This is a genomic window from Verrucomicrobiia bacterium, from assembly GCA_035629175.1.
Taxonomy (GTDB): domain Bacteria; phylum Verrucomicrobiota; class Verrucomicrobiia; order Limisphaerales; family DASXHY01; genus DASXHY01.
On record DASPIL010000067.1, the window covers coordinates 37,590 to 62,904 of the forward strand.

The window sequence follows — 25,315 nt, forward strand, 5'->3', positions numbered from 1 at the left end:
CTGCGCGGCCAACATCTCCGTGCCGCCGCGAAGCTTGCGGGATGGATCGGGGCAGGTATCGTCTGCGCGTATGCACCTTGTTTTTCCCTCTGTGCGAGTGATCGCATCGACATGTGCGGGTTTCTTTCGGCTGTTCCTGGCGGGCGCGCTCCTCTGCTCCGCAGGATTGTCGCAGGCGTTGGCGGCCGACAAAACAGTGCCCGTCCGGGTGGGCATCATCGGTCTCACACACGATCATGGCTTCGGGTTTATCCCGCGCCTGCGCAATCGCCCCGACGTGGAACTTGCCGGAATCGTGGAAACGAATCGCGGATTGGTCGAGGCTTACGCCAGCAACCTGCAGCTCGACACGAATCTATTCTTCAGCAGCGTCGCAGCCATGCAGGGAAAGTCGCGGGTCGACGCAGTCGCGGTGTTTACAAGCACGTTTGACCACAAGCGGGTGGTGGAAGAATGCGTTGGCCGGGGGATCAGGAGTGTGATGGTGGAGAAGCCGCTGGCGGTCAACTTCGAACACGCGCGTGCAATCGCCGAAATCGCCGGGCGCCACGAGGCTGAGGTGATTGTGAACTACGAGACCACCTGGTACCCCGTTCACCTGGCGGCATTCAAGCTGGCTGTGACGGATCGCGCACTGGGAACGTTGCGCAAGATCGTGGCACATCATGGACATCCGGGACCCACCGAAATCGGGTGCACGGAAGACTTCGTGAGCTGGCTTGCGGATCCTGTTTTGAACGGAGGAGGAGCGCTCACCGATTTCGGCTGTTACGGCGCCGTGCTGATGACGTGGCTGCTGGAGGGCAAGCGGCCCACGTCCGTGTTCGCAGTAGCGCAACAGTTCAAGCCCGACGTATACCCCAAGGTCGAAGATGAGGCGACGATTGTCCTCACCTATCCGGGAACACAGGGGATCATACAGGCATCGTGGAATTGGCCGTACGATCGCAAGGACCTCGAGATCTATGGTGCGCGCGGTTACCTGATGCTGCCGAACAGCACGACGTTGCGGGGCCGTGTGCGCGGGGCGCCGGAGAAGCAACTGGACGTGCCGCCGCTTACAGCGCCCGAAGCAGACCCGGTTTCCTACCTGGCCGCAATCGCGCGCCGGGAGATAAAACCCTCGGGGATGTCTTCCTTGGAATACAATCTCGTCGTTATGGAAATTCTCGATGCCGCGCGACGTTCGATTCGCGAAGGCCGGCGAGTTGATCTGCCGACAAACTAGGACCGGCATTCCGCAACGAGACGCTACCCGCGGATCATCTTAAACACATTAGGAGAGGGCAGGCGCAGCAGTTCGATATCAATGATCGTCGTGCGATGGCCCTGAATCCACTGAACCAACTGTTCGGTTTTCAGTTTCATGCGGAACGGCAGGTAGAGGATTTCCTCGGTCTGTGTTTCGATGGCACTCACTTCCAGCGCGCACATTTCGACTTCGGGTACCATGGCGACCCATTTTCGGCGATTCGCCACATAGGCATCAGTGCGCAAATAGAACGTGATGATGTTTCCGCTCACCTGGTTCAGGTGCTTGTCTTCGAAAAGCGTTTGAATCGGCCGCGCCTTGGAATCCTGCTGGGCGGAATCGAAATAGACATCAAAGCTGCCGGCTGGCCGCCCATCCTGGTCGCGCACGCGGAAGATTACCTGTGCGTGGTGATCGTATTGTGCACGCGTGTCATCCAGCCACTTCTTCCACCAGGCGGGGGGTTGCTGCTTGAGGGCGCGATCGTAGGTGGCCTCGGTTTCCTTCTCAAACGCGGACACAAGCTGCGGCCACGTTGTGGGCGTCGCCTCGAGGCTCATCTGGATCAATCGCAACACCTGCGTCCGCGGCTGCGATCCCGACACTATTCCCATCTCGTCACCGCTGTGCGCGCAATGAAAGGGAATCGCGAACGGAACGACGGGGCGGTTGTTGCTGCCCGGAAGTGACGATTCCTTCAGCTCGTAAAACTCAGTTTGTTTGTCCTGGCGGGCGAGGTGTCGATCCTGCTGGCGCACGGCGTCGGTCCAGCGTGTTTCCAATGCGGCCGGCGTCGGGCCGAAGCGGAGATAATTGAAATTGACGTTGCTCGCGGACACGCGGACCACGCCATCGGAACCATCTTCCTTCGCGTAACGAATGGGCACCGTGAACCACTTCACGTCAGCCTGGCTTCCGCAAATGACGGCCTCGTGGACGCCGTAATCGCTGGACAATTCGTTTCCGGAACGCAGGAAGTGCAGGTGCATGTCGAGCGTCCAGTCGGATCCGAGTTCCAGCGCATGAAGCACGCGAACGCCCCTTTCGGTCCCATGCTGGAAAACGAAGCGACCCCATTTTGCCACCTGGCCTTTTCCGATGTGAGCCCACCCGCTTCCGAAATTAGCGCCGGCCAGGTAGATGAGATTTTGGAGCGGCGACGGCTTGCGGCTGAATTTTCGAAGCCAGTTTCGAATTACGAGCGCTCCCGTGCTGTGAATGATCACATGGAAACGGTTGAGCAGCAGCTTGGGGAAATCAGTTCGCAACGCCCGATCCAATGCGCGCGAGATATCATCGATGGTCACGCCGTCCTCGAGGCTGATGTAACGGCTGAGGTTGATTTCGACCACTGCCTTCTGCCCGTAAATCTGTTTCAAAGATTTGGGCAGAGTGCCGTAGATGTTGGGTATGTTGGCGTCGCCGTCTTTGCCTTCCGCGCTATAGCCGTGAATGAGGACAATAGGTTCCATAATGACATCCCGTCCGGAGTTCGTGCCTTGAGTGGTGGGACAAGATTGCCGGAAATCGGCGTGAATCCAAGTTCCAAATCCAAGCCTTGCAATTCGGATGGCAATCCGAAAACGATGGTGAGTCGCCGCACATGAGGACAGGCAAGGAAAGAAAACCAGCGGGGAACATTCATCGCCAGCAGTTGTTTTACTGGATGGGCGCGAGCCTGGACCGTCGCAACAAACGTCGCAAGGTGCTGCGGGATGATCTCGTTCGGGCCTGCTTGGAGCAGGTGGCGGCTAGCTTGAAACGTGGCATCTGGGTCAAGACACCGCGCGTTCCGGAACAATTTCAGCTCCGCGATGAACAATTTCGACTCGACCTTCCGATTGCGTGCTTCACCGAATGGTCCCTCGGCGAAAGCCTGCCGCACACCAGCGAGTATGGCCGCATTGGCCTTGGCTTTCCGAAGCGATGGGTCATTGAGCGCGGCGGACAATCTGTGACTTATTTCCGCCATAATGAACGCGGCCATTTTTTGAGAAGTGCCTTTCGGCTCTTGAATGCATTGGGTGAACCGGGACCTGACGGAGCGTGGCGCGCGCGCGGGATCTCGGGTCTCGAAGACCTGCGTTACTTGCTGCACTTTGCAAAAATGATCCGCTTGCGCCCGCCCGAACGCGAAGGGCGGAAAGTGAAGTCCGTTCCCGAGGTCCGGCCGCGGACTCGACGAAAAAAGAAACCCGGCGCGGATAAACAGGCGTATCGGCGCAAATTTGGAGCTCCTCTCCACTTTGTTGAAGAACGCGAGTGGCGGATTGTCTATTCAGAAGCGAATCGCCGCTTTGTCAAAGGTCCGGGCATCCCGGATTTCTTCCTGCCCTATTTGCCGGGCGAAGAATTATTCACGCTGGTGCTGCCTGACAACAAGGTCGTAAGCCGCTTGCTGGAACGTGATTGGTTTACGGACCGCTTGTTCACGCCCTGGAAGCATTATCCTGAATTGAAGGGCCGCCGCGTGCCTCCCGTGACAGTTCTCGCTCACTCAGACATAGGCACTTATTAAACTGCGTTTCGTTGTTGGCGGGTGTTTTGCGACGGGTGCAAAACCCGATGGCGATGAGAAATCCAAATTCCTGCCGCCATATGCCCTGCACCATTTCTACACGTTGAAGCGATTGCCATCGGCGAGCGCCTTCTTCAGCGCATCTTTTACAGCGTCCAATCGCGCGGGAAGTTCGATTGGCTCATTGGCGTATCGGCACGGGAAATCCATTTCCTTCTGGTGATACTTCACCTTCATCTCGACGAACTTCAGGCCGTGCGCAGTCGAAATGACCACGACTTTTTCTGCTTTGTCGATTTTGCCTGCCTTGAGCAGCTTGATCATGACAGCGAGGGCGACGCCTGTGTGCGGGCACGTGAACATGCCCGTGCGATCAGCCAGCGCCGCAGCGTCCGCGAGTTCGTCTTCAGTCGCCTGTTCCACGACTCCGTTGAACTGCTTCAAGGTGCGGATTGCTTTCTGAATGCTGACTGGATTGCCAATTTGAATCGCGCTCGCGAGGGTTTTTTCAGCCTGGATGGGTTCAAAACTTTCGAAGTTCTTGAGATAGGATCGATAGAGCGGGTTCGCGCGTTCCGCCTGCGCGACCACGATGCGGGGCAGCTTCGAAATCAATCCGAGATCCCGCATCATGAGCAAACCTTTGCCAAGGGCGGAGACGTTGCCGAGGTTCCCGCCGGGAATGATCATCACGTCGGGGACCTGCCAATCGAACTGTTGAACGATCTCAATGCCAACCGTTTTCTGACCTTCAACTCGCAGCGAATTCATTGAGTTCGCGAGGTACAACGTCTCGTCCTTGGTGATTTCCTGGACCAGCCGCATGCAGCCGTCGAAATCCGTATCGAGGTAAAGAACAAGAGAGCCATTGGCGACCGGCTGGATCAACTGCGCGAGGGAAATTTTTCCGCGGGGCAGGAGCACGATGGATTGAATGCCGGCCGCAGCGCAATACGTTGCGAGCGCGGCGGAGGTGTCGCCGGTTGAAGCGCAGGCAACGGCTTTGATGGGCGCGCCTTCCGAGATCATCTGTTTAACCTGGGAAACGAGGACCGTCATCCCGAGATCCTTGAACGACCCGCTGTGTGTGTTGCCGCACAGTTTGATCCAGAGGTCGTTTACGCCGACAATCTTCCCGAATCGCTCCGCCCAGAAAAGGTTGGTGCCACCTTCATAAAGAGAGACAATGTTTTCGTTCGCAATCTGCGGCAGCACCCATTCCTTTTTGCCCCAGATGCCTGAGCCATACGGCCATTCGTTTCCCTTGTTGCGCTGCTCAAACAGTTTCTTCCATTGGTCAGCGCTTCGGTCCGTTAACGCGGCGGTGTCGTGTTGGACTTCCAGCAGCGAACTGCAGCGCCTGCATTGGTACACGACGGTGTTGAGCGGGTACGTTTGCCCGCACTCAGAATCGATACACTGGAACCATGCGTTATAGGACATCGTTGCTTTCTCCGGCCCGGTGATCGCGCCAGTCGGAGTAGAATGGCTGGCTGGGCGCTGATTTTCAAGGGTCCCGCGCCGCGGAATTGTACAGGAGGGATTGCGGTTGCGAAAGTCGCGCTGCACGGCGGCACAGACCCAGGTTTGCGCTTGGGAGCAGGGTCAATGGTTGACGACCAGTTTTTGCCGCGGCCGCGCGAAGATTGCTCCCGGCGTCCCGAGTTGCCGCTTCAGTTCCACGTCTGCATCCCAGGGATTGTCGATGCGCGAGATTCTCCACAGCGCGGTCGGCGATAGCCGGAACAGGTAGATCCACTCAGAGACAAGCGGCGGGTTTATCAGCGGGAAATCGGATCCATAGAGGAGTCGGCCCTCGAAATCGTTGCGCAGCAGCGCTTCCTTCATGCAGGGACGCTTGTTGATCTGTGTCAGCGATGAGATGTCGGAAAGGAGATTCGTGTGGCGCAGCATGAGCGCCGCGAGACGATCGGTGCTCCTCTGTTTTTGAAAATAACCCGTGGAGCCGATATGCGCGGCTATGACCGTCACGCCCAGCTGCAGCGGCAGTTCGAGACGGGCGGGATCCCCAAATTCCTCCTGCGCCGTGGAGAAGGAACGTTCGTTTCCGGTGTGGGTGAGCAGCGGGAGCTCGAGTTCAACGAGCTTCTGGTAGAATGGAATCAACGCCGGGTCGGCGGGGTCGAAATTCATGATCGACGGCAGCCATTTCACCAGCACGGCACCTTGGCTCTTTGCCCACGCGAGTTCTTCGAGCGCGTTGGTGCGATAAGGATGGATCGAAGCGCCAAACAGCAGGTTCGTGTGACGCTTCACGACTTCAAGCACAAAGGTGTTCGGGACGTAAACTTCCGTCCGGCCGGCATCGAGAACCCCATCGCGTCCGACGCATCCATCCAGCGCGAGAACCACGGCATGACTCACATGCTGGCTTTCCGACAACAGCCCGGCGAGGCGATCACCCACGATCAGGTCTCCCTTCTGGAGAAGTTCGTGTTCAGACGTTCCGAAGCTTCGAAGATACGCCTTGAACCGCCAGTTGTTCCGCAATTGCGGCGACACGAAACAGCCGCTGCCGCCCGCTCCGATTCCGGCAATGTGGCAATGCATATCGACAATCGCGGCGGGCAACGGCTCAACCGGACGATAGGGACGGGCGAAAGCCCAGGCGCTAATCATCATTACTCCAGCCAGTCCAAGCGCCAACCTCCGCTTTGTCCAACGGTTTTGTTTCACGCGGAAGTTATAGGATGTCTGGGTGAGAGGTCAGAATCGAAAATTCTGCGGAGAACATCGAGCCGGGATTGACCGAGCGCGCCTGGGCGCGAGCGTGGTGCATTCCCCGCAACGTCAATTGGCAGGATTCTCTTCGCAATCGCGAAGGAATCGGAAATTCATCCCGGGACACCCAACGCCAAACTGTTCAGAATCAGAGCTGACTGCAGGTGGTTATGCTTCTGATCCCCTAACGTCTGACGGAGGGCGCCCGGGTTCGTTTTCACCTCGAGCCCCTGGCTCCGTGTCCCCTGTCGTTCGCTGTGTCGGACGAACGAGCATTTCCCCTCACGAAGCCCCCCTTTCGTAGTGGTGCAACGAAAATTCTAAATGCATTCAGCGAAAAAACGTTCCGTGGAAGCCGCGGAGCCGCCCGATCGAGACCTGAGCAGCTGTTCGTCACAGCCTGGACCTGATTCGCAGTGACGCCCGATTTCTCCTTACGCTCCCTGAACAACTCCATAAATATTCCCTGAATCGCTGAGTATTTCCGACGTATTGCAACTCTTTGGTGGGGCCCTTTGGACCTTCCCTTTCGGCGACCACGTTCCTAGCAGAGCATCCGATTTTTCTGCAAGTGGTTTTTTTGCTGATCAACGCAAGTGCCATCCCATCAACGAAATATTCCGGCATTTTTCTTTTTGAATGAACGTGTTCGCGTGTGAAGAAAGGCACTGATTTCAAATGGCTGCTCACGAATTGCTCGGGCGTTCGCAAAATAGAGCGCGCAATTTTCATGAAATAGGCTGCCTCGCGATTGTCTTGGTTTTCGACATTCGAAAGTTGTTCAGGATTGCGGGGACGGAAGCATGCCTCGATTTTCTTCCGAAATGTCAGAAATTCAGCAAGTTGCGTTGGTTGGAGGCACCGGCATTCGCTTTGCTAAGAGAGCAAAGGCTCGAGTTGGAGCTCGGCTGCGCGGTGAAGCGCTGGTGAAGTATGCGTCTAAAACGATTTTTCTATTTTGGTTTCTGCACGTTGATCTTAGTTGTCGTGGCCGGCTGCATGCGCCCGGATTCGCTGGAAGAAAGCTTCTCTGAGGCCCCGCCCTCGCTGAGGCAATCCGTCGATGAAGCCGTGCGATTGGATCGAAACAATGACTGGATGACGGCTGCAGAAGCCTACGATCGAGTTCTCCGCGAAGCACTCACGCCTGAGCAGGAACAGCTGGTGCAGCGCGCAATTCAACTGTTGTATTCGCGAATGACGAAGGCGGCTCGCACTGGGGATTCACAAGCGCGATTGACGCTCGAGCAGATCGAGCAATATCGCAAGGGCAGTTAAGCTGCAGAAGTTCACTCGCCGCTCCCGTTGTCGCGGCAGGTATTCGCCTACCGCGCTTCAGGAAGCCACACCCCATTTGTCGAAGTCGCGTCTGCGCTCGACGCTGGGTTCGTGAATGCCGGCGTCAGTGACGTCGGAAACAATGACTTGAAGCCTATGAAAATCCTTACATCAGCTATCGTCACGATTGCGATCTTAACGGCTGGCACTGTTGGAACGAGCGCCGCCGAGAAGGAAAAATCCGCAGCAAAGAAATCAGAGTCGTCAACATCATCCCAGCCACAGGCCGCATCTCAGAACTCGCGTGCAAGCGAGTTGCTGAAAGCGAAGGTAAAGTCGCAGGACGGCCAGGAGTTCGGGGCGGCGGAGGACCTGATCGTTGACAACTCAAGCGGCAAAATTCAATTCGTTGTCATAGGGCAGGGCGGCGCGCTCGGCGTTAACAAGGACCTCATCCCGGTTCCCTGGACCAAGGCAAAGGTCGGGCAGAACGAAGACAACGAACCTGAGATCAACCTGCAGGTCAGCGCACAAAAGCTCCACTCCGCGCCGGCGTTGCAGAAGGATTATTCAAATCTGAACGATCCCCAGTTTGCCCACGTTGTAAAACAGTTCTTCACATCGGGGCCCAGCGCCACCAGCAACGGCGACGGGCAGCACGGATCCGCTTACAGTGCAACCAATGGAATGTCTGCGATGGGAGGCAGCGAGGGGCCTGAAGGAGCTCAATTGGAATCCGGTTCGGCAAACAGCAGCACGAACGAAAACGCGGAATTACAGGACGATTGAATCAAAGAAGCGCTGAGGAGCGCAGAGGTTCTGGGGACCTCTGCGTTTTTTTGTGAAGTGGAGGGCCGTCGCAGAGGCACCCAGCGCCGTGCTCCAAAAGTAACTGTTACCGGGGAAGACAGTGGATCGGCCGCGATCTGAATGGGGTTTGCTCTTGCCCTTTGAAAACCTTGCGGCATAGTAACCGCCGTCCACGGCGCACCCCTTCCCGGTTGCGATCAGACAAGCCCGCGTGGCGGAATTGGCAGACGCGCTAGATTCAGGTTCTAGTGAGTAACATCGTACAGGTTCAAGTCCTGTCGCGGGCACCATCCTCAAATCCCCAACAAAATCGCGATTTTGCTTTCTTTTCGTCCCCTTGGTTTCCAGTCGCATAACGCTTTCGCATAACAAGTCCAAAAAGTTCATAGCTATTTAAGCGGTTAAGGTGGGTCGAATTTCGAAGTATTCTCGGGCTAGGTTTTGGGAAACTATTTTACCCGTCCGCGTCCTGGTTGCCCGGTAGTGGGTCTGAAGAACTTGCACTGTATGCCCCAATTGATCAGCCACATGAGCTGCGTCGCACTTTAAAGCGAGCAAGTACGTCGCAGCCGAGTGTCGCATGGCGTCGTGTGGCCAACCGACCAACAGATCGGAGAGTTTCCGAACGCTTGTAAAGCGCTTCGCCCAGTTTTTTACGGGCAGTGAGGTTGGAATGCTGAGCCACTCGCGTGCGTTCTCTGGAATGTTTACGATTCGACGTTTCAGGTTTCCCTTCGCAACATCGTATGGAATCTCCGTAATTCCTTCCTCGATCATGACATGATTGCTGTTCAGTCGCCCAATCTCTGCGGGCCGAATTCCACAGAACAGGCCCAAGGCTAATGGCGCGCACAGCCCCGGATCGTGCTGACTGGCGGCCAGTAAAAGCCTCCTCGCGTCCTCCACGTCCAAAACGCCAGGCATACTTCGGATGATTTTGGGGGATTTGAGCCCTTCGCTCGGGTTGTCGGCCCGCCACTTAGCATTCTTCGCGAACCGGAAGAATGTTTTCACATCCGTCAACCGACTGCGGCGGCTCGATGTGGAATATCCAGGGGCATCCCTCCAGCTACGCACGTCATCGACTGAAACTTCATGAACCTTCTTTTCGGGGAACTGCAGCGTGAATTGCTGGAGAACGGAGCGAATTTGAGAGATGTACCGCGACGCCATTCTCCGCTCGGCAAGGTCCGATAGAAATAATTCCACACCTTCTGAAAGCGATGGCGCCTCAAACTGAGCAGACTTTCGGAAAACCCTCTCCATTGCTTTTTCAATGGTCAATCCCTCGGCGTGCAACCGGCAGAGAAAGGCACCCAGCAGCATTCGCTCATGGTTCGGCAAAGATGCGATGATGGCACCTTCGGTTTCGATTCGAGCCTTTTGTTTTGACAGCCAAGCTTCCGCTGCTTCTAGGGAATGGAAGATCTTGTAAATCCGCCGTCCAGCAACGTTACACACGCCGCGAAAACAGGGTTTTCCATGACTCTTGTGGGGATAAACTTTCATCGTTTGTAGTTTCGGTAGGGTTTTCTAGGCACAGAGCCGATTGTAGCAAAGAAAGAGAAGCTTCAATGCAGAAAGTGGGAAGCTGTATGCCGCATGGAATACAGCGAAGAGACGAAAAACCCGGCAGTTTGCAGTCCTGCCGGGTGCGTGATCCTGAACAGAGCCTTTAGCTCAGCGGAAAATCCTCATTTGCCCAGTCACAAGTCGCTTGGCTATCCAAGTATTGTTCGAGTACTTCCTGTACAGTGCAGTCATGAACGACGGACGCAGTCACCAGCTGGCCATACGCCCAAGCGGAAAGCTCGATTGTGATCTTCCGGGTTGGCGGACGGTGTGTCTTCGAAGTGGAATTGCAAGGGGATTTGCTCAAAGTCTTCATAGGCTAATATCTGGAATAGACCCGTGATTTCAATTGGGGTGAATGGTTCAGTTCTGAAGCCAGCGAACCGCGTTGAATCGGCCCGAAGGAAACCAGTGTGCCAGTGCCCCGCATTCTCCTCCGAGGAACGATTGCGCATCGTCAACGGCATCAAACCCAAGGTTGGCTGGGATGTAGGCGAAGCATTCGTAAATAACCTCCTTTCCCGATTTAATCTTTTTGGCCATTGCCCTTTCGGCTCCGTGATTCCGGAGGATGATGTCTATCGTGATTTGAACCCGGTCTAGAATGACCGCGGTTGATACTGATCCGTTCTTCATTTGTAGCTAGAAACAATTAACCCGTGACTGGAAGGGTATCAGCCTTGTCGCAAAATACCGGTCAGGGCACCTGCTATCCAATCACGGGCGAATTGTACTGTTGTCGAATCGCCTTAACGGAGTGACTAATTCCGCTACAGTTGGCGAAGTCCCCACTGATACTGAAGACTGAAATGACTATGCCTTTGGTTTCGAAAAGTTCAAGAAAAATCCGCAGAAAATTCCGAATTAAGAAGTGGATCGCGGCCAATGTTTATCGGCCTTAGGTGCTGGTTTCGCGGCGCCGTTTGCCAGGAACGTCGAAGCTGACAAGCAGACCCGCCGCTGTGGAAGGGCAAGCTTGGAGCCGGGGGGGGGGTATCGCGGGGTGGGCGGGGGTGGTCACGTGCTGCTATATATGGGTCCCTTTTCTAAACTCACCAGCAAACTCACACTTTCTTTCGCCAAAAAACATAGGACGGCGTAAACACATAATTTGTATGCGTCAGATCTCCGGGACGTTTGGAGAATAACCCAAATTGTTCCAACTCGTTGCTAACCGGGTCAGACCGCATCTTCCACTGCAATAGGGTCAAAACCCTAGTGCTGGCAATCGGTCCCGGTCCATACACTTACATTTGCGCCATGCACACTGCTAGGCGGTCAGTTAGTGTTCCGTCTTTATTCATGAGCGTCATACAAAACACCCATTTAAAACCCGTCGTGGATGTCGATCAGCGGTGCGACGGGAACCACTTCGTCCAGTTTTACGAGAGTGAGGAATTCCTAGTAGATTCTGTTGCGGCATTCATTGGTTCCGGCTTAGGCGCGGGTGAAGGTGGGGTGGTGATTGCGACGTCTTCGCACCTGGTCGCAATCGGGCATAAGCTTGCTGCGCAGGGCGTGGATTTGGCAGTTGTGGAAGCGAGGGGTCAGTATGTTGCCCTTGATGCTGCCGAAGCGCTTTCTAAATTCATGGTGGATGGCTGCCCTGAGCCATCGAGATTTGAAGCCTATATCGGCCACAAGATCGAAAATGCCGCAAGGGGGCGCCGCGGTGTACGAGCTTTTGGAGAGATGGTGTCGCTGCTCTGGGCTGACGGAAACGGCGATGCCGTGCTCAGTTTGGAGGAACTCTGGAACAAATTAGCGGAGAAACACACATTCACGCTGTTTTGTGCCTACCCAATTACGGGCTTCAGCGATACGAAGCACAGCAGGGTTTTCTCTCGTATTTGTCAGGCTCACTCCCATGTAAAACCATTGGAATCCCTCGATAAAGCGCCAACAGCGGCCGAGCAGTCGCGGCTCATTGCGGAGATTCAGCAGAGGGCATTGTCACTGGAAAAGGAAATTGTCGAGCGTGAGCGCGCGGAAGAAACCCTGAGACGCCGCGAAGCAGAACTGACCCAATTTGTTGAGCACGCTTCGGTGGGGCTTCACTGGGTTGGTCCCGATGGAATTATTCAATGGGCGAACAAAGCTGATTTCGAGTTTCTTGGATTTTCCGGGGACGATTACATTGGGCATCACATTGCGGAATTTCACGCAGACCGTCATGTAATTGATGACATCCTTTCTAGGCTTTCAAGTGGCGAACGGCTACAAAATTACGAAGCGCGTCTCAAGTGCAAAGACGGCTCGTTCAAGACTGTTCTTATTGATTCCTGTGTTCTTTGGGAGGGAGGAAAGTTCATTCACACGCAATGCTTCACTCGCGACATTACCGATCAGAAGCGCGCAGAAGATGAACTGCGTCAAACCCAACGGCAACTAGAGGCCGACGCGGATGCCCTCTCTAAGTTAAATCATTTGGGATCGCGCCTATGGAAAATCTCGTCGCTGCAAGAAGGCATCGATGAAATGCTTAATGCGACTATCGAGCTGCTCGAGGCCGATATGGGCAATATTCAGCTTTTGGACGGCCCCAGGTTGCGAATCGCAGCCCAACGCGGCTTCAGCCGCGAGTTCCTCGACTTCTTTTCTGAAGTTTCGGTGGGCGACGCATCCGCATGTGGAAGGGCTCTGCGAACTGGCGACCGGATAATCATCCCTGATGTTCAGGTGGATAAAGCCTACGCACCGATGCGTGCCATTGCAGAGTCCGCCGGATATCGGGCGGTCCAGTCAACGCCGCTAATTGGGCGGAATGGAAAGCCGCGCGGAATGATTTCGACCCACTGGCACTCTCCGCATTGCCCCAACGAGAGACAGCTTCGGCACCTTGAGTTGTATGTCCGACAGGCCACTGACTTCATTGAAAGGTGCGAGATCGAAGATGTGTTGCGCGAAAGCGAGAAACGTTTGCGGAATATTTTTAACCAGAGCACTGTTGGATTAGCGCAAGTTGACGTCGATGGGCGCTTCATCCTGGTAAACCAGCGCTTTTGCGACATTCTTGGGTATTCGGCTGGGGAATTGAGAAACGAAACCTGCTCTGATCTGATGTTTTTCTCCGACCAAGCTCTCAAATTCGACAAAGCCCTGCACGAAGGAAACTCCATCTTGATTGAGAATCGTTACGCTCGCCGGGACGGGTCGAACGTATGGGTTCGAAACAGTGTTTCCCCGATGACCGACGCTGATGGGGGAGCGCGCCAGATGCTGATTGTTTCGGTCGATATTACCGAAGAGAAGCGGGCGCAGGAAGGTGCCTCCCGCCTGGCAGCAATCATAGAGCATTCAGAGGATGCAATCTTCAGCACGGATACTGAGGGCGTGATCAATAGCTGGAACAGGGGTGCAGAGCGCCTATACGGTTATCTTGCTATTGAAATCGTCGGACGTCCGATTTTTACGCTGATTCCTCCAGGCCGCGCAAATGAGGAGCCTGAAATTTTACGGCGGATCTGTAGAAACGAAACTGTGGAGAACTACGAAACTCAGAGGCTTCGCAAGGACGGAGCAATCATTGACGTCTCATTGACAGTCTCGCCAATCAAAGATTCGTCCGGAAAGGTTATTGGAGTGTCGAAGGTTGCGCGCGACATCACAGAAAAGGTTCGTTCGAGGGAAATCCTGGAGCAAACGGTTGCGGAACGCACGGCATCGTTACGCGAAGTTGTCGCCCAGATGGAGGAGTTTTCGTATTCAGTGTCCCACGATTTGCGGGCTCCGTTGCGAGCAATTAGCGGCTACGCGGATGTGTTGCTTGAAGATCCAGACGGACAAATTGATGAGACAACACGGGCGTACCTGGGAAAGATTCGACGATGCAGTGACCGGATGAACCGGCTCACACTGGAGGTGCTAACCTACAGTCGCGTAGCTCGCTCTCAAATCCAACTGGAGAATGTGAATTTGGATCGGCTTGTGCGGGATGTGATGGATCAATATTCAAATGTCCAAGGCCCAGCGCTTGAAGTCGAAATTCTCGGCGAATTACCTTTGGTGTGCGCCAATGAGACTATGTTGGCACAAGTCGTCTCCAACCTTTTGAATAATGCCGTAAAATTTGTCTCGCCCAGCACCAAGCCGCGCGTCCTCGTTCGCGCTGAACATTTTAGCAAGCAGGTGAGAGTATGGTTCGAGGATAACGGAATAGGCATCAGGCTTAAGGATCAGGAGCGTATTTTCGGAATGTTCGAACGGTTGCATCCGGAGGGAAAATTTGAAGGGACCGGTATCGGCTTGGCCATTGTGCGAAAAGCTATGGAAAAAATGGGCGGGAAGGTCGGCGTCGAGTCGGATGGGGAGAACGGAAGCCGTTTTTGGATCGAACTGCCCGCGCCGAATCAGATACCGGCGCGTCAGGGCCACTAGATTAAGCGTCTTTCGGTGAGGGCGCTACGCTCTCGCAGCTGGGGTCGGACGGTCCTGGGATCATAAAATATATGGGTGGGGCGTTCTCGTCAGCCCTAGTTTTGGTAATGCGTTTGGCCGCGATCTCCTTAGTTAAGAACTGCATGAGGTTAAGGGGCAAGGTGTTTGGATTTATTTTGCATAAATCCTTGAAGGAGAAACGGCAAGAGGGAACCTTCACAGTGTGCATGCGAGTACTATGTCTAGCCGGATTTAAAAGCATTAGACAGCTGAGCAGTAGGTTTTCGGTAGGTTGCGGCGATTTGCCTGACCAGTTGGACTATGGCATCCAAGCCCATAGGTTTTACAACATAATCTTCTGCTCCCAACGCAAGTGCCTTTTGGCGGTCTTCCAACAGATTTGAAGACGACCAAACGACCACTGGAAGTGATTCCAAGTACGATTGCTGTCCCATCCATTCCAGAACCTCGAAGCCGTTGACCCGTGGCATTCTCACGTCCAACAAAACGACGGACGGTGAGGGGAAGCGCTGACTATCGCTGTACTCGCCTCGACGAGAAAGATAGTCAATTCCTTCATCTCCATCGCGCGTGCATCGCAACAAGACATCGAACGACTCAATCCGTTTTTCCAACAACATGGGTAGTGCTTCATCGTCATCAATCAAAAGGAGCACTGTAGTCATAAATAAGAAGTTTCAGATTAGGACCTTTTAGTTTTCTCGCAGACAGTTCAAAAGGTTTAATTGCGCCGAAATTAACCAGAAAGCATCGCATCCAGAGGACGGTCTTTCGGATGTCTTTTTGAGTGCCGGGAAATCATAATTCCATAAAACCACGATTACGAAATAAGGCTTTTTCCCCATTCCAATTAGGTTGTCCGCCTTCTTATTTATCTATTCACCGGATTCCAATCATTTAACGTTAGTCTGTCCGGAGAATGGCGCCTTCCTCCGCGAGGGCCGCCATACTCCCTCGTTTAAAACAATGACCTCTGGCGGTCGCGCTCTAGGCCGGTTCAATTGTAACTTAGATAGGAAGTTTAATGCCCGGTGCTGTGATGGCACCGGGCAGCCACTGCCACTATCGAGCGGGAGCCATCCGCTCTGGGGAGAACCCCAAAAATATGCGGCGACATCATCCTGTCAAGATTGTCGGTCGTCTCGGTGCGATTGAAAGCGTCGGTCAGTTTTCTGCCGCTCTTCGCCTAGTTTTCTCCCCAGTCGCGGTTGGCTCGGTCTTCAGTGCTGGCATGCGCTGGCCTGATCCAAGCCCTGACAAGCGGGTCGGTCTGAAGGGACGTGGCCCGAGCAGGAATCTAGCTTGCGCTGACGGGGAGATTTAGCAAAGTTCTGGCACTCGGTGTGCCCAGGTATGAATTCCGCAGCGCACAATTTGAAGACCATTCGACTCTTCCACGTTGAGGATGAGCCTTTGGATGCCGACCTGCTAAAGGTTCACCTCCGCGGCTTGGAAATACCGGTTTCGATTGTCGAGATTGCCAGTGACATTGATTTTCGAAAGGCGATCCGGGCGGGACCTCCCGACTTAGTTCTTTCGGATTCAAACGTCCGAGGATTCGACACTGAGAATGTATTCCATTATGCGCGAAACACTTCTCCACCGATTCCATATATCATGTTCTCCGGGCATCCCGATCCCCTTCTTCGGGAGAAGGCGCTCGCATCTGGAGCGTACGCATTCATCGACAAGGGACGTCCTGGCGAGTTGATCGCCGCTATTCGGCGACTGTTTGTCACCAAGTCGGAATTGTTGCCACCGCCGGAACACCCAGTGCTCGCGCAGTGTAAAGAGTTCCGCTGTTTGGCATGTCGCACGGCGGCGGGTCGGTGGGTGGACTACATACATCGGCGAGAGCTGCCGGAGGTTCTTTCCTGGGCTGAGGTTTAGGTGGTTTAGTGGGTCTGTCCGCCCCTGACATTGGAAAGCATGGCTTGCGAATGTTGGCGCAGCTTAGGGCAAAATTTGGTTAGACCCGTCCACCTTGAGATGGCAGAACACGGAAGTCCAGGCTGTGAACGTTTCTTCAGCGGGCATCCTCTGTCCCACCTCCTTGGCGTCGCAGTCTGGACAACTTTAGCACCGGTTGACGGAAATGCGACTGACGAGCATTCCGCGTGGTCGTCCACGAATTTGGGCGAAGTTCATGCGCTCACGAGCTCATCCGCAGCCGCTTGGCCAAAGCCGCCAACTACAAAAATATCCGCGACAGCTGTTCTCGATCATCTTAGGGACGTTGCCGCCTTAAATCGGAAAAATGTCTTCCGACTTTCGAAGGTGTTCTTGCGATTGAAAATGCGGGTTAACGCGGGAAAGTCTCTCGTCCACAACCACCATTCGATGGGTTAACAGCGCTTGCCACGTGGCCTCCCCAGGAAGGGTATCCTGATGATACTGGCAAATTCCGTGTAATGCTTCGCATTTCGAGAACAGCTCTTCCAAACGGAATTCGTATTCCATGAGCTTGGCGAAGTTCTTCTCTGAGGCAAACTCCCAAGTCATATCCCCGGTCGCGAAAAGTCCTTTATAACCGGCGCTTAGAGCGTCATCCACCGCGGAGGAAAGCTTTGACAACATCAATTCAATATCAAAACCACCGTCAGCCGCGACCATCTGTTCCGACGACAGGATCAACTTGGATTTGGAACCCTCGCTAGCAACATCGAAACCGCGGGTAGCGAGACACGATTGCAATCCCATCACCATGGCAGGGCTGTTCAAATACAAACACCGATAGCCTTCATCGAGTTTGACCTTTATCCGGGTCGCCATTAAGGGCAACTGCTCTGACGGAGGGCCCTTATAAATGAAGCATTGGTGACGGGAATCGCCTTTCATGATCGGTCCTTTCACGTCATCTAGGGGTACTATCGGAATGAACGATAGGTCAATATCGTAAAGCAGAACGGTCCTGAACCCACGGAGCTGAAAGGTTCACGTTGATCGTGGATTGCCGCTGTTAAATATCGCTGGAGAAATTCTCCTTCGGGTCGCTGAAGCTGTAGAACGTTCTGGCCTTTCGAAGAGAGATTTGGATTGCTTTATCGATAACCGCACCGGTGTTGTGAAAGTTTGTGGCTCGGTCGGGATCATCTGTCTTTGCAGTAAGACTCGCATAAATAAACGGCTGTCGCTCCGGCTCAGAAGCGACAGCCTAGGCCTCGGCCACCGCTGCACGGGGGGTCAAATGGTGGCCACCCGCCCATCTATACGGGCCGATTTCAGCAATCTTTCAAAGATCATGAATTTTTGTCGCCAAATCGTGGCTGAAGGGAGGCCAGTCTTGCTTGAGACCACGATCATACTAACAAACCGACCGCCTTCCACGCCCGAAGGTCATCAGGTATGCCGAGGGATGCGGGATCTATACCAGGTGACGGAATGAATGTGTTGCCTGCTGCCAACTCGGCGGCCGCCTGACGCGCAGTTTCGTAGCTCCCAAGATCCTGGCCGTCGAAGTAGGGATGAAACCGACCATCGTGTTCCACAATGGTGAATTCACCAGCCGAAGTGTTGAATACGAAGACGATTTTCATGAATGAAGCAGGTAGTTGCTCCAGCTAGAACTGACAACGCAGCTCCTTCATGGTCACGGGATCGAGATTCTTTGTGGATGATTCCTTCGGAGCCCTTCGGTCAATGCCCTTTCACCTTCGCCGGGAATGCGGACGGACATATGTCCCGTCTTTGCGTGTGTATCCTCGGACGAACACTCTACCTCCAGACGATGGCACATATCCCAAGCCGAGTGTGGATGTTCCGTTTGCCGCACGTTCCGCCATTGCTCTTTGGGGCGCATCAGCAATCCACGCCTCTGCCGCTCGCCGTTGCGAATCCGATGCGGCCGTCAGGGCCGCCTGGCGTCGCGCTTCAGAGTCATACGCTTGTTGCGCTTTCGACGCCTCAAAACCGAATTTGCGCTGTGATGCCTGCGGAAGATCAGCCAATTTTACTCTGCCGCCACTCGCTCCTTTGCGCCAGATGAGGTACGCGCCGTCAGACCGAACAACAACTGCATCGACAATCTCGTTGCCTAGGCTATCGGTTACCGTGACCACCTCGGGCAACGATCGCGCCATTTTCATTTCGCCAGCAGTCCAATCCCCTGTAGAGTTTGTCGGCGCGGCGGGGATGCTAATCGATGCAATCTCCACATCGGAGGCGCGGGCCGAATTCAATTCGCTCTCTGAGTATGCCGAAATCCACCAACCACCATATGAGTCATCCGCGGTTGGCGGAGTCACCTCCATCGTAAGGCCGTTTCGCTGAACAGAGTCGCCCTCAGTTCCAAGTGACCGAACGATGGAGGTATCAGTTTTGTTGGAAAGGACGGAGGCAATGAAATCGAGGCAATTTCGTTTGGCTGATTCGCTCTGAAGAAGGTCGTTGTACACACCGGCTTCGATTCCAGCAGGGGATTCGAGGTCGCCATAGACGTTGATTTCATAGTCACCGCCGCAGCGGAACGACAGATATGGAACGTTGCGAAACACTCCTCGGTCAATCACTGTTGCGGGCACTTGGTAAATCCCGGTTGCCCATTTTTGACGACTTAGAGCTGCGAGCACCTCACGGAACGATGCCGTGCGTCCTGTCGGCTTTCCGGTGGGCTTTGAACCCTGAATCGAATCGATTTGTGTGACCTGGACGGTGAATGTTCCCGTGTCGGACGCTATGAGAACCACGGCGCCGTTCGTTTGAATCAGCGATCCATTGAGGGTGGTGCCATCTTTGAGTTTTATGCTGTCGGCACGAACGCACAGCGATAGGGCGAAGATAACGATACCGGCGATCCTGAGATTCATAGTCGTTTTGTGATGAGCTTCTATCATGACCGCAGACAATCGCGCCTGTTCGGCAATGTCTGAGAACGCCTTTGAAGCAGAATCCGTCGCTCTCAGCTTTTTGGAAACCTCCGGGGACCGCTCTAGCAAATTGTGATTCGAATGACCTTGATCGCGTGATTCACGTTCTGTGGAAGCGCCCCTACGTGGGCCAAGATGTAGTAGGAGTTGAGGACAGAATCGAGAAGTCGTGAAAGGCATATCAGTCAAAATAAAAGCCTTTCACTACCTGCGTGACGCTGCCGGACGGTGAGAACAAAAAGCCGCGCTGGTGATAATGTGTACCGCGAGGCGACCAAGTGTAACTCCAGTAAATATCCGCGTGATCAGGGTTGGGGTGGGTCACTGGATCCCCCATTATCTTTCGCACCTCTTGGTGCGTCATTCCAACCTTCACCCTCGCAAAATTGCTCTCGCGATAATCCTTCGCCCAAGCTGTATCGGTCCCCAAAAGAACGGTATAAAATGAGTCTATTGGCGTGTAGCGCTGAACCCCTAAGTAGTAGGTGAAGGAGAATATCGGCAGCCACAATAAGAGAAGAACACCGCCAATAATAAATTTCGATATTCTATTCATGCTCGTGGCACCTCAGTCGCCGAACGATACGCTCCGGCACTGCCGTCGGAAGCGAGTCCTGCAACGACCTTATTCGACCTTCGTTAAATGGTCAACTGCGAGCCCGCTGACATTAGTACCCGCGGGGCGCCTGCTGTTGCATTTAGCGCTCACTTCAACAAGGCGCACTCTTGGTTTAGTTGCCGCCAGACCTGACGTCGGTGCTCCAAAGATGGTCTCTTAGTTGTCGAGCGAACGGGAAAGGCATCGTAGGTCCGTCCGTCTAGTTCGCGTCCTGTTTCCGATTTTCTGACACCTCCCCATTGTTTGAAGAAAAAGGCAGTGCCGAACTCCTCGCACTGAGCGCGGATGCTTCGTACCCAGCCCGGTAACATTTGACGAGCGCCCGATCCACTCTCTCCGCCCACGATGACCCACTGAATCCCGCTTAGGTTAATCGATCCGAGGTCCTCCAGCAATGGTTCGACGGACAGAAACCGGACGGGGACCGGTGCTCGCTGGAGCGAGGATATTCTCGGAATCCCGTGCTTTCGGTTCTCAACGCTGACTCCCCACCAGATGTGGGGATAGCGAGACGCAAAATCGAGCTTTGTATTGAGAAGTGACCGGAGCCTGTCTGCTCGTTTCGTCAAGACCTGATACGTATGCCAGTCTGCCGCTACCATGACCCTTGCAACTTTGACGATATATTCGTCGGGCACGTCGTGATGAAAAAGGTCGCTCATGGAATTCACAAAGATCATCCGAGGAGACGCCCAATCTATAGGGTCACAAAGCTTTTCGGGAACTAGTCGGAGGTCGAAACCGAACTCAAAAGGATGGCCAGGAATTCCTCTCCACCGTTCTGCGAACGTCTCCGCGTAGCAGTGAGCACATCCGGGGCTAATCTTGGTGCAACCCCGCACCGGATTCCAAGTTGCGTCCGTCCATTCGATCTTCGATTTCTCGCTCATTTCAAGACAAACTGTGACATCGCCCCTGGGACATCCGCTGTCCTTGGGCGTCCAGACCTAGGTGCGTTTCCAGGGTAGTTGTAGCTGGAATTGAGTGCATGGACTGATGATATCGATCCCAGAAATCTTCTGCGAGCGTTTAAGTCCTCCAGAGGGCCCAGTGATCGTGATTTCGCCCTCCGCCGCGAGCGTGGAGAGTACGTCAGACATCAGCGATTCGTCTGCCATGGTTTGATTGCAGTAAAGTTTGGCAAAATCCCTGAAGGTGGTCCCTTCATGATGGCTGTCTCGGACTACCCGAGCAAAATCAGATGTCAGAGATTTACGAACGTTGCTACGGGTTACGTCATTGAACGTCATTCCGGCGAAGTATTCTGTCGAATTCATATCTGGCTTGTAGGCGAGCATGTTCAGGCCGGTGTTTCCGAAATGACGCACATTGTTCGCATGGCGCCAAAAAATATCCACCATAGCCGATCTTGCTCTCTCATGTGGGGCCAAATGCAACAGCCAATAGCCTCGATGACTGTCGGTTGGCTCAATATAAAAAGGCGAAAAGAAGGGCATCTGAGCCGCCCGGCGGAACGCTGGACCGATCAGGGACTCAATCGCGAACTTCCAGTGGATGCCTTGCGTGTCTTTCGCCCGAATTACTTCCTCCGCTGAGAGGTAATTCCCAAGGCCTAGATTTTGTAAACGTTTGCGGAAAAGCGCGGTATCGCTGACGAAATCCAGAAGCCATTCTATGGCAAAGTTGATAATGTACTCAGCGTGCCTCACTTCTCCCGAAATGCGGCGAATCAGCTGGGGCGTGACTTGGGAATATCCGCATTGATCAAGAAAGAAAATTGCGCGGCCGCCCTCCCTTGGATGCCTTTTCTTGAGTCGGGCAAGGATGTCGTCACATCTCGTTGCGAACGCTCCCGTGTGAAGAAAAATTGACTTCCCGATCTTGTGGCCAAAACCCAAGTTCTCCAAAGCATTCGCCAAGCAAATAATGTGCTCCTTCGCTTCATCAACGAAATGCCATTCGCAATCGATGTTTATTGATTTCGTTCTTCCGTCACAATTAAGTCGCGCTTCCGCCGCTGAGACGGCCCGGAGAAGGGAAAACGGGGAACCCTCTCGATTGTTAGCATAAATGCCGCCGCCACAGAAACCATCGATCAAGGTCACCCGGAACCTGTCGAGCCCGAAGGAGTTGCTGCAAAGGATTGCGATATAGTCCTCGACGTAGTCCTGCAGCACGCGGAGCTTGGCTTCGCTGTGTGGCTCCAGAAGCGGTAACAACCCGTCGTTCGATTCTCTCCAATTAAAAGCGGATGGATCGTCATTCATGGCTTGGTTATTTGGATGATGTTATCTCGGAGTCGCGACGGGTTGCGGGCGACCAGGCCTTTGCTGTTCGTCGGTGTCGTAATACATATATCATGGCCCATGGGCTTTCGGTGAACGGAGGTGAAGTCTCGTGGGCTGCCATGTTGCGGCGAGAGGAGAGAGTTCTGCGTCGGTTCCCGGGTGGGCCCGAAGAACCGTGCTGCTCTTCAGTTCTTCGAAAGTTCATCTGTTGCCCGAATATATCGGGAATCCTCTAGCAAAATCGCAGCTAAATCTGTCCACGTTTGCCCCACACCGTTCGGACATTGCCGCTTAACCTGATTGTATGCACCGTGAAGCGAATAGCCCATGCGGATAGAGATAAACGCTGCGCAGAGCCTAATCGCGAGTTCTTCGTTTGAATTGGGTTTTGTTTTCATAGGGATTAGAGTTCGGCTGGCGCGCGCTTTTCTAGCGTGACCCCGACAGATAGGAACGCTATCAGTCGGGCAGACCTCGCTCACTTCGATGTTCAATGTACCCGAGGACCGCCATCAACAACACACCGAGCAATACGACAGCCCCGAAGAGCGGTGCTGGTTTTCCAAGAGGATTCCCAAACAGGATCGAGCCAGCCGTTAAAATGTAAGCGACTGAAAAGACTAAGACTCCAATGGCAGAAAATTCATTACGACCGCCCTCTTGGTCTTTTTTAGCCAACCAGAGGATCGGACTCAACGCAACTCCGTACGACCAAAGAAGCAGCGGGAGTAAAGTTGACCCCGAGGAGATGCGCACAGCGCAAAGCATAACCGCCATGCACCACACGGAGAATAGTGCAAATGTGTAGGCGAAGCCAACGAAACCGAAGATCAACACGCCTACTTGATTTCCGGATCGTTCGCATTGCTCGGCCGGCCTCATCGCAAAAATCACGGAGGGGATGAGAGCCATTCCAAGCGCCGGCCCTGAGAAAAGAAAGGTAACTGATCCTAAAGCCACCGGCTTCCACTCCCCCAACACAAGCAACCAGATTGCAGAAATCAGGCCCCCGAGCATGTTCAGTATCATCAGGGGTAGCACCAAAATTGCGACAAGACTCCCAACGAACCCGGCGGCAATGGTGACTAACCGTTTCATATGGTGCAAGATGGTTCCAGCATGTTGCCCGAGACGGCGCCCTGGAAGGCAAGAACACCGGCCACTCGGGCCGCTCGCTCGAAGTCCTCCGTCGCGAACGGTGTCGGAATGAATACCACGCCGGTTCCCTCGAAGGCGTCCGAAAGGTTCTTCAATTGTGTAGTGATGAACGGCGTGTCTGGATATTGAGACTTCAGGTGGGATATGTAATCGGCGACCGTAGGTGTTCGAACGAACGAATGCTCAATAGGCTGCCTCGTAAGGAGCTCATCGATGTTGCCCCACCCAATGTCCCATTGCACATTACCAAGGTAGAAGAAGACCAAATCGAACAATTGCTCGTGGATGAACCGTGCCATCTCGCTGGCTTTCTTGAATCGAGTTGTGCGAACCAGCGCCGCCTTACCCAACTTGAACTGAATGAGCAGTTCAACCGAGTCTCCAATGGGGCCGTCGTTTCCGAGCAGCAGATGGAATTCAGGTTTTTCGACCTGCCCAGGCGGAGTTTTGGCGCCGCGAGCATTAGACGCCCACTTTCCATGGACGGGAGAGAAATCAAAGTAGAGTATGATTTCGCGCCCGTCAGAAAGTGTCAGCGCTTGAGATTGAATGGCCGGATGAAAATACAGCCGTTTGCCGGGTATCCAATCGGTTCCCCTGCAACCGAACCGTCTCTGGAGGTAGAGTTCCTTCACAGTCTCCGCCACCAACCCGGGCCGCACTTGTGAGACTTGGCAGCGGTTCGACATCTCTATGTACCGCCTCACCTCCTCGCCAAGGAACTTAGCCGCGCTCCGTTGGAAGGCGTCCAAATTCATGGGATGAATGCGGATGGCAGCCATCAGCGTCTCACCGGTACCTCCTGATATGTGGTCGCGCCCGATTGGGAAAATTGCAAGCTCGTGTGGATCAGCTTCTGACTTGGCCGGTTTAAATGAAACAGTTCTATGTCGAACTACCGATCCCAAAAACACTATCCCAACGGAGACGTCGATGAGGGCCCATGCAGCGCGGTCGAGATGCACCGGTGCCACTGGATTAAAAAGCACGGCAATTACGGAAAAAGCCCAGGTCCAACCCCGCGAGCCAGCCTTCCAGCGCTCGAAAGCGCAATATCCGGCGAGGCAAGCAACCACCCATCGCAATAAGGTGTAGTAACTGTACGGATTCTCGCCTAATGCGCCAAAAAGAAGAGCGGCAGTTGCGCCTTTTGCCGCGACCAATCTCCATGAGTCGATGGCCATAATCGTGGAAAACACCGCCCAGAGCCCGTTTTACTTCGCTTGAAGATCTTTGTAAAGGAGAAGCTATTCACGGCGGCGTCTTGGATCCCTTTTACCAGCAGTGTACAGAAGAGACGAATGTCATGTATACCCCGTTGCTGGCCGTTGGCGCTTAAACTTATTCCACGAGGTCTGTCAGCATCTTGCCCAAAAGACATGTCCGTGCATTCGCGAGGCTGTTTCGGAAAGCCGCGCACTCGGCTTTATACGTCGCCTCAGAGCGTCTGCGGTTCGCGACCAAATCCGCCTGTCGCCCTAAGTGAAAACCGCTCTGAGGGCCGTTCCTGGCGCAATGCTGGGGATCGTAGCGGGGTGGGTGGAATGTGTTTCAAACCGCGCCTACAGCCTTCCTTACTCCTGCCCTCTTGTGCTACCCTGTCTTTAGTGAAAAAACGCCGTAAACCGCTTCCTAGGGTGCCCTACAGGCGGGCGCTTGAGGGCACTGGGGAGAACCTGACCTGTAATGTCTCTGGCCTCGCCGCTCAACGTCTCTCCCGGCTTTGGAAACCGAGCGCGCAAGAGTTGGCTGAGATGCTCGTTAAGATCAAAACCGCCCGGAATCTCTCGACCAGAGGCCTCGGCAGCCTCCTTGGCGTTTCTGGAGACACCGCGCGAAAGTGGTGCAAGCTTC

21 protein-coding genes and 1 tRNA gene are annotated in these 25,315 nt (G+C 54.3%); 7 read left to right on the top strand and 15 right to left on the bottom strand.

What is annotated here, in order from left to right; all coding sequences use genetic code 11:
- Positions 1-70 precede the first annotated feature (70 nt).
- A complete protein-coding gene (locus VEH04_11200) occupies positions 71-1,228 on the top strand; it encodes a Gfo/Idh/MocA family oxidoreductase (GenBank protein ID HYG23340.1) in 1,158 nt (385 codons plus the stop codon).
- Positions 1,229-1,251: 23 nt separating this feature from the next.
- On the opposite strand, the gene VEH04_11205 is transcribed toward VEH04_11200, so the two are convergent.
- Positions 1,252-2,724, bottom strand: coding sequence for a hypothetical protein (locus tag VEH04_11205; GenBank protein HYG23341.1), 1,473 nt, complete (start codon positions 2,722-2,724; stop codon positions 1,252-1,254).
- Between the two features lie 131 nt (positions 2,725-2,855).
- On the opposite strand from VEH04_11205, the gene VEH04_11210 reads away from it, so the two are divergent.
- Complete coding sequence (locus tag VEH04_11210) at positions 2,856-3,770, top strand: abortive infection system antitoxin AbiGi family protein (protein HYG23342.1); 915 nt, start codon at positions 2,856-2,858, stop codon at positions 3,768-3,770.
- Positions 3,771-3,866: 96 nt separating this feature from the next.
- Here the strand turns inward: VEH04_11210 and thrC are convergent, their stop codons facing one another.
- Both thrC and VEH04_11220 read right to left on the bottom strand, forming a co-directional pair.
- The gene (gene thrC / locus VEH04_11215; protein ID HYG23343.1) at positions 3,867-5,213 is read right to left on the bottom strand and encodes a threonine synthase; all 1,347 of its coding nucleotides are present in this window, start codon (positions 5,211-5,213) and stop codon (positions 3,867-3,869) included.
- 162 nt (positions 5,214-5,375) lie between these two features.
- A complete protein-coding gene (locus VEH04_11220; protein HYG23344.1) occupies positions 5,376-6,413 on the bottom strand; it encodes an amidohydrolase family protein in 1,038 nt (345 codons plus the stop codon).
- Between the two features lie 1,032 nt (positions 6,414-7,445).
- Between VEH04_11220 and VEH04_11225 the strand changes: the two genes are divergently transcribed.
- From VEH04_11225 to VEH04_11235, 3 genes are all read left to right on the top strand, one after another.
- Positions 7,446-7,790 (top strand): hypothetical protein, encoded by a 345-nt coding sequence (locus VEH04_11225; protein ID HYG23345.1) that lies wholly within the window; start codon positions 7,446-7,448, stop codon positions 7,788-7,790.
- 156 nt (positions 7,791-7,946) lie between these two features.
- Positions 7,947-8,579: a PRC-barrel domain-containing protein gene (locus VEH04_11230; GenBank protein HYG23346.1), complete on the top strand. Its 633-nt coding sequence runs from the start codon at positions 7,947-7,949 to the stop codon at positions 8,577-8,579.
- 226 nt (positions 8,580-8,805) lie between these two features.
- Positions 8,806-8,890, top strand: a tRNA-Leu gene (locus VEH04_11235).
- Between the two features lie 103 nt (positions 8,891-8,993).
- Here the strand turns inward: VEH04_11235 and VEH04_11240 are convergent.
- Together VEH04_11240 and VEH04_11245 are read right to left on the bottom strand one after the other, a co-directional pair.
- Entirely contained in the window at positions 8,994-10,109 is a 1,116-nt protein-coding gene (locus VEH04_11240) for a hypothetical protein (protein HYG23347.1), read from the bottom strand.
- A gap of 426 nt (positions 10,110-10,535) precedes the next feature.
- Positions 10,536-10,808, bottom strand: coding sequence for a hypothetical protein (locus VEH04_11245; GenBank protein ID HYG23348.1), 273 nt, complete (start codon positions 10,806-10,808; stop codon positions 10,536-10,538).
- A gap of 666 nt (positions 10,809-11,474) precedes the next feature.
- Here VEH04_11245 and VEH04_11250 point away from each other — a divergent pair.
- Entirely contained in the window at positions 11,475-14,549 is a 3,075-nt protein-coding gene (locus VEH04_11250) for a PAS domain S-box protein (GenBank protein ID HYG23349.1), read from the top strand.
- Between the two features lie 242 nt (positions 14,550-14,791).
- Here the strand turns inward: VEH04_11250 and VEH04_11255 are convergent, their stop codons facing one another.
- A complete protein-coding gene (locus VEH04_11255; protein ID HYG23350.1) occupies positions 14,792-15,235 on the bottom strand; it encodes a response regulator in 444 nt (147 codons plus the stop codon).
- A gap of 688 nt (positions 15,236-15,923) precedes the next feature.
- On the opposite strand from VEH04_11255, the gene VEH04_11260 reads away from it, so the two are divergent.
- On the top strand, positions 15,924-16,460 hold the full coding sequence (locus VEH04_11260) for a response regulator (GenBank protein ID HYG23351.1): 537 nt from the start codon (positions 15,924-15,926) through the stop codon (positions 16,458-16,460).
- A 354-nt stretch (positions 16,461-16,814) separates the two neighbouring features.
- Here the strand turns inward: VEH04_11260 and VEH04_11265 are convergent, their stop codons facing one another.
- From VEH04_11265 to VEH04_11305, 9 genes are all read right to left on the bottom strand, one after another.
- Positions 16,815-17,408 carry an MEDS domain-containing protein gene (locus VEH04_11265; GenBank protein HYG23352.1) on the bottom strand — a complete coding sequence of 198 codons (594 nt, stop codon included), beginning with the start codon at positions 17,406-17,408 and terminating at the stop codon, positions 16,815-16,817.
- Positions 17,409-17,869: 461 nt separating this feature from the next.
- Positions 17,870-18,106: a hypothetical protein gene (locus VEH04_11270; protein HYG23353.1), complete on the bottom strand. Its 237-nt coding sequence runs from the start codon at positions 18,104-18,106 to the stop codon at positions 17,870-17,872.
- A gap of 111 nt (positions 18,107-18,217) precedes the next feature.
- Positions 18,218-19,375 carry a hypothetical protein gene (locus VEH04_11275; GenBank protein ID HYG23354.1) on the bottom strand — a complete coding sequence of 386 codons (1,158 nt, stop codon included), beginning with the start codon at positions 19,373-19,375 and terminating at the stop codon, positions 18,218-18,220.
- 241 nt (positions 19,376-19,616) lie between these two features.
- Entirely contained in the window at positions 19,617-19,991 is a 375-nt protein-coding gene (gene bamE, locus VEH04_11280; protein ID HYG23355.1) for an outer membrane protein assembly factor BamE, read from the bottom strand.
- 149 nt (positions 19,992-20,140) lie between these two features.
- Entirely contained in the window at positions 20,141-20,944 is an 804-nt protein-coding gene (locus VEH04_11285; protein ID HYG23356.1) for a phage Gp37/Gp68 family protein, read from the bottom strand.
- A gap of 57 nt (positions 20,945-21,001) precedes the next feature.
- Positions 21,002-22,282, bottom strand: coding sequence for a three-Cys-motif partner protein TcmP (locus VEH04_11290; GenBank protein HYG23357.1), 1,281 nt, complete (start codon positions 22,280-22,282; stop codon positions 21,002-21,004).
- Between the two features lie 206 nt (positions 22,283-22,488).
- Complete coding sequence (locus tag VEH04_11295) at positions 22,489-22,701, bottom strand: hypothetical protein (GenBank protein HYG23358.1); 213 nt, start codon at positions 22,699-22,701, stop codon at positions 22,489-22,491.
- 61 nt (positions 22,702-22,762) lie between these two features.
- Complete coding sequence (locus VEH04_11300) at positions 22,763-23,401, bottom strand: hypothetical protein (GenBank protein ID HYG23359.1); 639 nt, start codon at positions 23,399-23,401, stop codon at positions 22,763-22,765.
- Positions 23,398-24,645, bottom strand: coding sequence for a DUF6804 family protein (locus VEH04_11305; GenBank protein ID HYG23360.1), 1,248 nt, complete (start codon positions 24,643-24,645; stop codon positions 23,398-23,400). The genes VEH04_11300 and VEH04_11305 overlap by 4 nt, the downstream gene beginning before the upstream one ends.
- Between the last annotated feature and the right edge of the window lie 670 nt (positions 24,646-25,315).